Source organism: Streptomyces sp. NBC_00878, assembly GCF_026341515.1.
Lineage (GTDB): Bacteria > Actinomycetota > Actinomycetes > Streptomycetales > Streptomycetaceae > Streptomyces.
This window is the reverse complement of sequence record NZ_JAPEOK010000002.1, coordinates 233,404-244,767: the sequence shown is the minus strand read 5'-3', so window position 1 is coordinate 244,767 and position 11,364 is coordinate 233,404. Positions and strand designations below refer to the sequence as shown.

2 protein-coding genes are annotated in these 11,364 nt (G+C 71.9%); both read right to left on the bottom strand.

Annotated elements, in window-relative coordinates; genetic code table 11:
* Nucleotides 1-9 precede the first annotated feature (9 nt).
* Complete coding sequence (locus tag OHA11_RS45560) at nucleotides 10-4,548, bottom strand: type I polyketide synthase (protein ID WP_266508257.1); 4,539 nt, start codon at nucleotides 4,546-4,548, stop codon at nucleotides 10-12.
* 88 nt (nucleotides 4,549-4,636) lie between these two features.
* Nucleotides 4,637-11,041 (bottom strand): SDR family NAD(P)-dependent oxidoreductase, encoded by a 6,405-nt coding sequence (locus tag OHA11_RS45555; RefSeq protein WP_323186796.1) that lies wholly within the window; start codon nucleotides 11,039-11,041, stop codon nucleotides 4,637-4,639.
* Nucleotides 11,042-11,364 lie beyond the last annotated feature (323 nt).

Genomic DNA, 11,364 nt, shown 5'->3' with positions numbered 1-11,364 from the left:
TCCCTGTGCTCATGAGATGCCGAAGTCCTTGCTCAGCAGGTCGAACATCTCTTCGTCCGAGGCCTCGCCGAGTTCCTCGCCGTCGGTGTCCCGGCCGCTGTCGAGCCGGCGCAGCAGTGCGCGCAGCCGGACCGCGACCTCGTCGCGGGCGGCACCCTCGGGTTCCGACGTGACGGCCGCTTCGAGGCGGTCCAACTCGGCCAGTACGTCCAGGGGTTCCGAGCCTGTGCCCAGCTGAGGCAGCAGGTGTTCGGCCAACTTGGCCGGTGTCGGGTGGTCGAACACCGCGGTCACCGGGAGGCGCAGCCCGGTCGCGGCGGCCAGCCGGTTACGCAGTTCGACCGCGGTCAGCGAGTCGAACCCGAAGTCCTTGAAGGCACGGCCCGCCTCGACCTGATCGAGACCCTGGTGCCCGAGCACGTCCGCGGCTTCGGTACGGATCGCCGTGACCAGTGCGCGGATCCGGTCCGGACCGGACAGCGTGGCCAGCTGCTGCCGCAGCCCCGAGTCCCCGGCCGCCGGCTCCGGGGCGGCCAGCGCCTGCCGGACCTCGGGCAGTTCGGACAGCAGCGGGCTCGGCCGCATCACGGTGAACCCGGGCGCGAACATGTCCCATCGCACGTCCGCCACCGTGACAGAGGTTTCGCCGTGCCCGAGCGCCTGGCGCAGCGCGAGCAGGTTGACCTGCGGCGACATCGGCGGCAGGCCGAGCGCCCGCAACTGGTCACGCATCGCGGGCTCGGCCGCCATACCGCTCCCGGCCCAGGCACCCCAGGCCACCGCCGTCGCGGGCACCCCCCTGGCGCGCCGCCGCGCGGCGAGTGCGTCGAGGTGGGCGTTCGCGGCGGCGTAGGCGCCCTGACCGCCACCGCCCCACACCCCGGACACCGAGGAGAACAGGACGAAGGCCGCGTCGGGCAGCAACTCGTCGAGGTGCGCGGCACCGGCCGCCTTCGCCGCCATCATCGCGCTCAGTTCCGACGGCGTCGTGTCCGCCAGGTTCGCGCTCTCCCCGACACCGGCGGCGTGCACGACCAGCGTCGGTGGTTCGGGCAGGGACGCGAGCAGCCGGGCCAGGCTGTCCCGGTCGGCCACGTCGCACGTCGCCACCGTGACCTTCGCCGCCAGCTCGCCCAACTCGGCCGCCCCCGGCGCGTCGGCACCGCGTCGGCTCGCCAGTACGAGGTGATCGGCTCCCTCCTCGGCGAGCCAGCGGGCGACCTGTGACCCGAGAGCGCCGGTACCGCCGGTGATGAGGACGGTGCCCTGGGGACTCCAGTCGGCCGCCGCCCCGGAGGTGGGCGGAGCGTGCACCAGACGCCGCGCGAACACGCCGTCGGCGCGGATCTCGATCTGGTCCTCGCCGCCGGCGCCCGCGAGCAGTCCCGCCAGGCGGTCCGCGGCGGCGTCGTCCAGCACACCCGGCAGGTCGATCAGGCCGCCCCAGCGTCGGGGGTGCTCCAGGGCGGCCACCCGCCCCAGCCCCCACAGCTGCGCCTGTGCCGGGCTCGTCGCGGCGTCCCGGGTCAGGCACCACAGGGGGGCACCGATCCCGCTGTCTCCCAGTGCCTGGATCAACGCGAGGGTGGCGGCGAGACCGACCGTGACGGCGGGCAGATGAGGGCGCTCGTCGAGCGCGAGCGTCGACACGACACCTGCCACCTCTCCGAGGCCGGCGAGTCGGCCGGCGAACTCCTCGCGGTCGGTGGTGGCCTCGATCGTCACGACGTGTGCTCCACGCTTGGCCAGCGCTTCTCGTACCTCGTCGGCCGGGCCGACGAGCAGCCAGGTGCCGTGCAGCGCCTCCAGCGGTTCGGGAAGCGGCTGCCACTGCACGTGGTAGCGCCACTGGTCCAGGACCGACGGCGTGGTGGTCTGCTCCAGCCAGTAACGAGTGCGTTGGAAGGGGTAGGTCGGCAGGTCCAGCGGCCGACCGGGCGGCGACAGGGTGTCCCAGTCGAGTTCGCCGCCGCGTACGTGCAGTTCCGCCGCGCTGGTGAGCATCCGGTGCGGCCCGTCCTCGTCGCGGCGCAGCGAGCCGACGGTCACCACGTCCGAACCGATGTCCTGGGCAATCTCCTGGATCGGCATCGTCATCACGGGATGGGGCGTGGCTTCGACGAAGGTACGGAACCCGTCGGCCATCAAGGCTCGGACGGCCTGCTCGAAGAGGACGGGTTCCCGCATGTTGTCGAACCAGTACCGGGCGTCCAGTTCCTGATGGCGCTCGCCGGTGACGGTCGAGTAGAACGGCACGGTGGCGGGGCGGGGGGTGATCTCGCCCAGCAGTTCGAGGAGTTCCGCACGCAGCTCGTCGACGTGGCCGCTGTGGGTCGCGACCGAGGACGCCACGATCCGGGCCCGGACGCCCTCGGCCGACAGTTCGGCGACCAGCCGCTCGATCTCGGGCACGCCTCCGGCGACGGTGACCAGGCTCGGCGAGTTGACCCCCGCGATGGTGAGCCCGTCGGCCAGCCGCGACCGCACCTGATCGGCGGGCAGCACGACGGAGGCCAGCGCGCCGCGACCTGTCATCCGCTCGTGCAGCAGCCTGCTGCGCAGGCCGATGACCCGCACCGCGTCGTCGAGGCTCAGCACACCGGAGACGTACGCCGCCGCCACCTCGCCCTGGCTGGTACCCGTCACCGCGTCCGGGACCACGCCGTGGGAACGCCACCACGCGGCCAGTGACACCATGATCGAGAACAGCACGGGTTGCAGGACGTCGATCCGGTCGATCGGTTCGGCGCGGCCGACCACGTCGAGGACCGACCATCCCAGCAGCGATTCGAAGGCCGCCGAGCACGCGGTCAGCTCGTCGCGGAAGACCGGCGACGAGGCCAGCAGCTCGCGTCCCATCCCCACCCACTGCGAACCCTGGCCGGGGAAGACGAGGACGGTGCGGCCGGGTTCAACGGCGACGCCCTGCACCAGGCCGGGGGCGGAGCCGCCTGCGGCGAGGGCGGAGAGCGCGCCACGTTGGTCGGCGCCGAAGACGACCGCGCGGTGCTCGAACGTCGCTCTGGCCCGCAGCGCGGCACCGATGTCCGCGGCACCGGCGTCCGCGTACGGCAGCAGGCGCTCGGCCTGCGCTCGCAACGCCGCCGCCGAGCGGGCGGACAGCAGCCACGGCGCCGGGGCCCGGCCGCCCGATTCGGGCTCGCCGGCCGCCGGAGCCTCTTCGAGGATCACGTGCGCGTTGGTGCCGGAGATCCCGAAGGACGAGACTCCGGCCCGCCGGGGGCGGCCGGTTCGGGACCACTCCACGGCGTCGGTCAGCAGCTCGACCGATCCGGTGGTCCAGTCGACACGGGGCGACGGCTCGTCGACGTGCAGGGTCTTGGGGAGGATGCCGTGCCGCATCGCCATGACCATCTTGATCACACCGGCGATCCCGGCCGCCGACTGGGCATGCCCCATGTTGGACTTCACCGAGCCCAGCAGCAGCGGACTCTCGCGCCGCTGCCCGTAGGTGGCCAGCAGCGCGCGGGCCTCGATGGGATCGCCCAGCGTGGTGCCGGTGCCGTGCGCCTCCACGGCGTCCACGTCGGACGGCTCGACCCGGGCGTCGGCCAGCGCGCTGCGGATCACCCGCTCCTGTGCCAGACCGCTCGGGGCGGTCATCCCGTTCGACGCACCGTCCTGGTTGACCGCCGTGCCGCGGACGACGGCCAGGATCCGGCGCCCGTTGCGCTGGGCGTCCGAGAGCCGCTCCAGTACCAGGACGCCCACGCCTTCACCGAGGCCGACGCCGTTCGCGGCGCCGGCGAACGCCTTGGACCTGCCGTCGGGGGCGAGGCCGCGCTGACGGCTGAACTCCCGCAGGGCCGTCGGCGCGAACATCACACACGCGCCGCCGGCGAGCGCGAGCGAGGACTCGCCGCGGCGCAGCGACTGCACGGCCGTGTGCATCGCGACCAGTGCGGACGAGCACGCCGTGTCGAGGCTGATCGCCGGCCCCTCCAGGCCGAACGTGTACGCCACCCGGCCGGACATCACGGCGAAGGTGTTCGCCGTCCCGAGGTACCCCTCCACTTCGCTGGGCACTTCGGTCAGTCGTGCTGCGTAGTCCTGGTACGTGCAGCCGACGAACACCCCGGTCCGGCTGCCCCGCAAGGAGGCCGGGTCGATCCGGGCGCGTTCGAGTGCCTCCCACGAGGTCTCGAGGACCAGCCGGTGCTGCGGATCCATGGCAAGCGCTTCGCGGGGGCTGATGCCGAAGAACTCGGCGTCGAAGTGCATGCTGTCCCGCAGGAATCCCCCCTCCCGCGAGTAGGTCCGGCCGGCGCGGTCGGGATCGGGGTCGTAGAGTCCCGCGACGTCCCAGCCTCGGTCCTGCGGCAGCTCGGAGATGACGTCGACACCGTCGGCGACCACGCGCCACAGGCTGTCCGGTGAGTCGATGCCACCGGGAAATCGGCAGCCCATGCCGACGATGGCGATCGGTTCGTGCGCGGCGTTCTCGACCTCGTCGAGCCGGGTGCGCGTGCGCCGGAGATCGGTCATCACCCGGTTCAGGTAGTCGCGGAGCTTGTCCTCGTCCGGCATTGTCTGTCCACCTCCACAATCCTGGTCCAGGAACGCCCTGAGGAACTCGGGCCTGCTGCGTGCCGCCCGGGCGCGGGCGGCGTGCGCGTCAGGGGCGGAGTTCTTCAGGACCGTCCGAGCCGCCGCCGAGCTCGCGGTCGATCAGCTCGAACATCTCGTCGTTGGTCGCCGAAGCGAATTCGGCCGCCACGCCCGTATCCGCCCGCGTGACTTCGTCGAGGAGCGTGCGCAGCCGTCCGGCGAGCGCGTTCCTGGTGCTGTCGTCGACGGGCCCGGCCCGCAGGCCGACTTCGAGCTCGTCCAGCGCGACGAGCGGCTGCCGGTCGTCCGCGGCGAGCAACTGCGCGAGATGGGCGGCCAGCGCGGCCGGCGACGGATGGTCGTACAGCAGGGCCGCCGGCACCGGCAGGCCGGTCGCCATACGGAGCCGCCTGCTCAGGTTGGTCACGGTCAGCGAGTCGAAGCCGAGCTCGGAGAACGTGCCGCCGGTCGGCACGGCACCGCGGTGCCCGAGCACGTCGGCGACCTCGCTGCGCACCAGGTCGACCAGGAACTGGGCCCGGTCCGCTTCGGCCATGCCCAGGAGACGCTCACGCCAACGGACGGTCGGCCGGTCGTCGCCGTGCCTGCGTCGTACCTCGGCGTTGGGCCAGAACCGCTGGTGCTGGAAGGTTCGCTTCGGCAGGGGTGCCTCCGACGCGTCGCCCTGCTCGATGACCACGTGCGCGTTGGTGCCGGAGATCCCGAAGGACGAGACACCCGCGCGCCGGGGCCGGTCGACGGCCGGCCACGGCACCTGGTCGACCAGCAGCTCGACGGCGCCCGCCGACCAGTCGACGTGCGGTGTGGGTTCGTCCACGTGGAGCGTCCTGGGGACCAGGCCGTGCCGCATGGCCAGCACCATCTTGATCACTCCGGCGACACCGGCGGCTGCCTGGGTGTGACCGATGTTCGACTTGATCGCCCCCATCAGCAGGGGTGTGGCGCGGTCCTGCCCGTAGGTGGCGAGCACCGCCTGCGCCTCGACGGGGTCGCCCAACGTGGTACCGGTGCCGTGCGCTTCGAGTACGTCGACCTCGGCCGGCCGGAGCCCGGCGTTGGCCAGCGCCTGGCGGATCACGGCCCGCTGCGAGGGACCGTTGGGTGCGGTCAGCCCGTTGGAGGCGCCGTCCTGGTTCACCGCCGAACCTTTGACCACCGCCAGGACGGGACGGCCGTGGCGTTCCGCGTCGGATCGTCGTTCCAGTACGAGAACGCCGACGCCCTCGGCCCAGCCGGTACCGTCGGCCGCCGCGGCGAAGGCCTTGATCCTGCCGTCGACGGCCAGTCCGCGCTGTCTGCTGAATTCGACGAAGCCCGACGGGGTGGCCATCACGGTGACTCCGCCGACGATCGCCAGGGAGCACTCGTCGTTGCGCAGCGCCTGAGCCGCGAGGTGCAGGGCGACCAGCGACGAGGAACATGCGGTGTCCACACTGAGCGCGGGCCCCTGCGACCCCAGCATGTAGGCGATGCGCCCGGACAGCACGCTGCCCGCCGTTCCGATGCGCAGATAGCCTTCGACCGCGGCCGGGTCCTGCCGCAGCAGCGTCTCGTAGTCCTGCCCGTTCGTGCCGACGAAGACACCGGCATCGCTGCCGCGCAGGGACTCCGGCTCGATGCCGGCCCGTTCGAGCGCTTCCCATGTCGTTTCCAGCAACAGCCGCTGCTGCGGGTCCATCGACAGGGCTTCACTCGGATTGACACCGAAGAACTCGGCGTCGAACCCGGCCACGTCCGCCAGGAATCCCCCGGACCGCACATAGCTGGTGCCCGCGGCGTCGGGATCGGGGTCGTAGAGCTCGTCCAGCTTCCAGCCGCGGTCGTCCGGGAATCCGGTGATCGCGTCCTCGCCCGCCGACACCATCCGCCACAGGTCCTCCGGCGACTCGACACCGCCCGGATAGCGGCAGCTCATCGCGGTGATCACGATCGGATCGCCGTCCACCGCGGCGGCTCGCGTCCGGCGTTCCGGCTCGTCGCCACCGCGCAGATGGCCGGCCAGCTCCGCCGGTGTGGGGTAGTCGAACACCGCGGTCACCGGCAGGTCCGCCACGGTGCTGAGCCTGTTGCGGAGCTGCACGGCGCTCACCGAGTCGAAGCCCAGCTCCCGGAACGCCTTCGTCGGGCTGATCTGGTCCGGGGATTCGTGCCCGAGTACGGCGGCCACTTCCGCGAGGACCAGGTCCAGGATGTCCCCCTGGTAGGCCGCCGGGACCGGCGCCGGTGCCGTACGCGACCGGTCGGCCGACCCGTCCAGCGCGTCCAGCAGCGGGCTGGGCCGGCTCGCGGTGAAGGCCGGGACGAAGGTGTCCCAGTCGACGTCCGCGACGACGAGGCAGGGTTCTCCGGAGCCGACCGCCTGCCAGAGCGCGTTCAGCCCGGCCTCGGGCGGCATGGGGGAAAGCCCACGTCGGAGCATGTGCTCGGCGACCGCGGGGTCGGCGGCCATGCCGTCGCCGGCCCAGGGCCCCCAGGCGATGGAGGTCGCCGGGAGACCGCGCGCCCTGCGATGCTCGGCGAGGGCGTCGAGATAGGCGTTCGCCGCCGAGTAGGCCGACTGACCGCCGCCACCCCAGACACCCGCGATCGAGGAGAACAGCACGAACGCGTCGAGATCTTCGAGCAGTTCGTGCAGGACGGCCGCGCCGGTGGTCTTGGCCGCGACGACGTCGGCGAACTCGTCGGCCGAGAGGTCCATGGCCGGGGTGAATCCGCCGCTGACCCCGGCGGCGTGCACCACGGCCGTCACCGGGCCGGGCAACGACGCGAGGAGCCCGACAACGCTGTCGCGGTGGGCCACATCGCAGGCGGCGATCGTGACCTTCGCGCCCGAAGCCGCGAGTTCCGCACGCAGGTGCGCCGCCCCCGGAGAGCTCTCGCCACGCCGGCTGACCAGGACCAGGTGCTCGGCCCCCTCCTTCGCCAGCCGCCGGGCAACCGCGGCGCCCAGTCCCCCGGTTCCGCCGGTGACCAGCACCGTCCCGCGGGGACGCCAGCCGCCGCCGGGCCGGTTCGTGGCGCGGGTCAGCCGGCGGGCGAACAGCCCGGACCCGCGCACGGCGACCTGGTCCTCGCCGTCGAGCCCGGACAGGACGGCGACGAACCGCTGAGCCGTGCGCTCGTCGAGCACCGCGGGCAGATCGATCAAACCGCCCCAGCGCCGCGGCTGTTCGAGCGCGACCACCCGGCCCAGGCCCCAGACCTGTGCCCGGTCCGGCGAGTCGAGTGGATCGGCGCTGCTCACGGCGACAGCGCCACGGGTCACACCCCATATCGGCGCGGGCAGACGGAGTTGCGCGAGCGCGAGAAGATCCGCCGCGTCTCCGACGGACACGATCCCCGCCAGCTCGTCGATGTCACGCGGCCCGATGTCACCGAATCCGGTGGCGTCGAATCCGGATGTGCCGACTCCTGATGCGTCCAATCCTGATAAGTCCGAGCCGGATACGTCGAATGCGGTGGTCGCCTGGATGACGTGAGCGCCGGCGTTCGTCAGCGCGGCCGCGATCTCGTCGTCCGCCCCGGCGAGCAGCCAAGTGCCGTGCAGCGTCCGCCCGGACGGCTCGGAAAGCGGCTTCCAGACGATCCGGTGACCGCGGGCGTCGTCGGCGGGACCGGGGCGCTCCAGCCAGAACCGCTCGTGCTGGAACGCATAGGTCGGCAGGTCGACGGGGCGGGCGTCGTGTTCGGCGAACACGCGGCGCCAGTCGACGTCGACCCCGCGCACGTGCAGTTGCGTGATGGCGTCGATCAGCGACTGCTCCTCCGGGCGGTCCTTGACCAGCATCGGCGAACACCCCGGCACCATCGCGGAGAGCGCACCGCCGGGCCCGACCTCGACGAAATCGGTGATCCCCTCGTCCTGGAGCCACCGCACACCGTCGCCGAACCGCACGGCCTCACGGAGGTGGCGCACCCAGTAGTCCGGTACGCACAGGTCCTCGGCGGTGGCGAGCCGTCCGGTCAACGTGGACACCACCGACAGCCGGGGCGGCCGGAGGTCCAGGCTCCGCACGATGTCCCCGAACTCGCCGAGCACCGGATCCATGAGCGGTGAGTGGAACGCGTGGCTGACGTGGAGCCGCTTGCACCGGCCCGGGAGCCGGTCGGCCAGTTCGTCGATGACGTCGCCGGCACCGGACAGCACGATCGACGTCGGTCCGTTGACCGCTGCGATGCTCACCCGGTCCTCGAACCCGTCGAGCAACGGCCGTACTTCGGACTCACCGGCCTGCACGGCGAGCATGGCCCCGCCGCCGGGCAGCGCCTGCATCAGGCGTCCGCGCGCGGTCACCATGCGGGCGGCGTCCGCCACCGTGAGCACTCCCGCGACGTGTGCGGCGGCGATCTCGCCGACGGAGTGGCCCGCCACGTACTCCGGGGCCACTCCCCAGTGCGTGAGCAGCCTGAACAGGGCGACCTCGAACGCGAACAGGGCCGGCTGGGTGTACTCGGTACGGTCGAGCAGGGCGCGGTCGTCGCCGAAGAGCGCGTCGCGCAGCGGCAGGTCGATCTCCTCGCAGATCTCGTCGAGGGCCGCGGCGAACACCGGGAAGTTCTTGTAGAGGCGTTTCCCCATCCCGATGCGTTGCGAGCCCTGGCCGCTGAACAGGAAGGCGACCCGACGCTCGGTGTCCGCGACACCCCGCAGCACCGTCGGCGAGCGTTCACCGCGGGACAGTGCCGTCAGCCCGGGAATGGGGTCCTTCGCGAGCACGGCCGCGCGGTGCTCGAAGGCGGTCCGGGTCGTCGCCAGCGACCTGGCCACATCGGCCTGCCGCAGTGCCGGGTTGCGCTCCAGGTGCGCGAGCAGCCGATCGGCCTGTGCCCGTAGTGCGGGCTCGGTCCGCGCCGACAGCATCCACGGCACCGGACCATCACTGCCGGGCACCGTGCCGTCGCCGCCGGGCACCGCACCGTCTGCGCCGGGCAGCCGGCCGTCGCCATCGGGCTGCGGAACCTCGCCGTCGGCCCGCGACGGGTCCGTCTGGACGGCGGGCGCCTGTTCCAGGATGAGGTGGGCGTTGGTGCCGCTCACCCCGAAGGCGGACACCCCGGCCCTGCGGATCGTCCCGGTCGGCCACGGCGTCGCCTCGGTCGCCAGCTCGACCTTGCCCACGGACCAGTCCACGTGCGGCGACGGCCGGTCGACGTGGAGCGTCTTCGGCACCACGCCGTGCCGCATCGCGTGCACCATCTTGATGACGCCGGCCACACCGGAAGCGGCCTGCGTGTGCCCGATGTTGGACTTGAGCGAACCGACCAGCAGCGGCGTCTCCCGGTCCTGGCCGTACGTGGCGAGCAGCGCCTGCGCCTCGATCGGGTCACCGAGCGTCGTTCCGGTGCCGTGCGCTTCCACGACGTCCACGTCGGCCGACCGCAGACCGGCGTTGGCCAGTGCCTCACGGATGACACGCTGCTGGGCTGGGCCGTTGGGTGCCGTCAGCCCGTTGGACGCCCCGTCCTGGTTGACCGCGGACCCCCGGATCACGGCCAGCACCGTATGACCGTTGCGCCGTGCGTCGGAGAGCCGCTCCAGCAGGAGCATGCCGGCGCCCTCGCCCCAGCCGGTGCCGTCGGCGGCCGCGGCGAACGACTTGCACCGGCCGTCCGGCGCTATCCCACGCTTGTGGCTGAACTCGACGAACACACCGGGGGTGGCCATGACGGTCACACCGCCGGCCAGTGCCAGTTCGCAATCGCCCAGGCGCAGCGACTGGGCCGCCAGATGCGCGGTGACCAGCGACGACGAGCAGGCCGAGTCGACAGTGATCGCTGGTCCCTCGGTGCCCAGCGCATAGGCGATCCGGCCGGAGATGACACTGGTCAACGCACCAGTGAGCGCGTATCCCCGGATCTGCTCGGCGCGGTGCCAGTCGTTCTGGTAGTCCTGGTAGCCGATCCCGGCGAAGACGCTGGTCCGGCTCCCGCGGAGGGAGGACGGATCGATGCCGGCGCGTTCGATGGTTTCCCACGCGACCTCCAGCAGGAGCCGCTGCTGCGGATCCATGCCGAGTGCCTCGCGAGGACTGATCCCGAAGAACTCCGCGTCGAAATCCCCCGCGCCGGGCAGGAACGCGCCTTCGTGGGTCGTCGAGGTCCCTGGCCGGTCGGGATCGGGGTCGTAGAGGCCGGGGTCCCAGCCTCGGTCCGCGGGGAGTTCGCCCATCGCGTCGACCTCACCGGCGGTCAGCTGCCACAGTTCCTCGGGCGAGCCGACGCCGCCGGGGTACCGGCACGCCATGCCGATGATGGCGATCGGTTCGTCGGCATGCCGCCCGGTGGGCCCGGGCTCGGCCATCTCGGGCTCTCCCAGGAGCAGTTCGGCGAGATGGCGGACCAGCGCGTCCGGGTTCGGATGGTCGAATAGCACGGTCGCCGGCAGTCGCACGCCGAGCGCGTCGCCGAGTGCCGCCCTGAATTCGGCGGCCTTCTCGCGCACGATCCCCATGCGACGAAAAGCATGATTCGGACGGAAGGCTTCGTTCTTTACTTTGTCGCGGACGACATCGAGTAAAAGGCGTCGACGCTGCACAGTGGATAAGCCGAGTAACTTTTCCCGCCACGCAGAGGGCACGGCCGAGCCACCCCCACGGAAGTCAGTCATGAATAGTCGAACTCCCCACACACCACGCACCGAGGACAGAACTTCCGACGCAGACGCTAACAAGAATCGACCGCGAGGGTGAGCGCGATCCGCTGCTCATGTCCCAAGAGGCAGAGATCTCGGCGAATTGCTGTTCTTCTGTTATCCTGCCGCGGCCACTCCACGCC

Bases quoted from the DNA above. Each gene is read 5' to 3' on its own strand.
- OHA11_RS45555 (WP_323186796.1), bottom strand. From the start codon at position 11,041: ATGGGGATCGTGCGCGAGAAGGCCGCCGAATTCAGGGCGGCACTCGGC.
- OHA11_RS45560 (WP_266508257.1), bottom strand. From the start codon at position 4,548: ATGCCGGACGAGGACAAGCTCCGCGACTACCTGAACCGGGTGATGACC.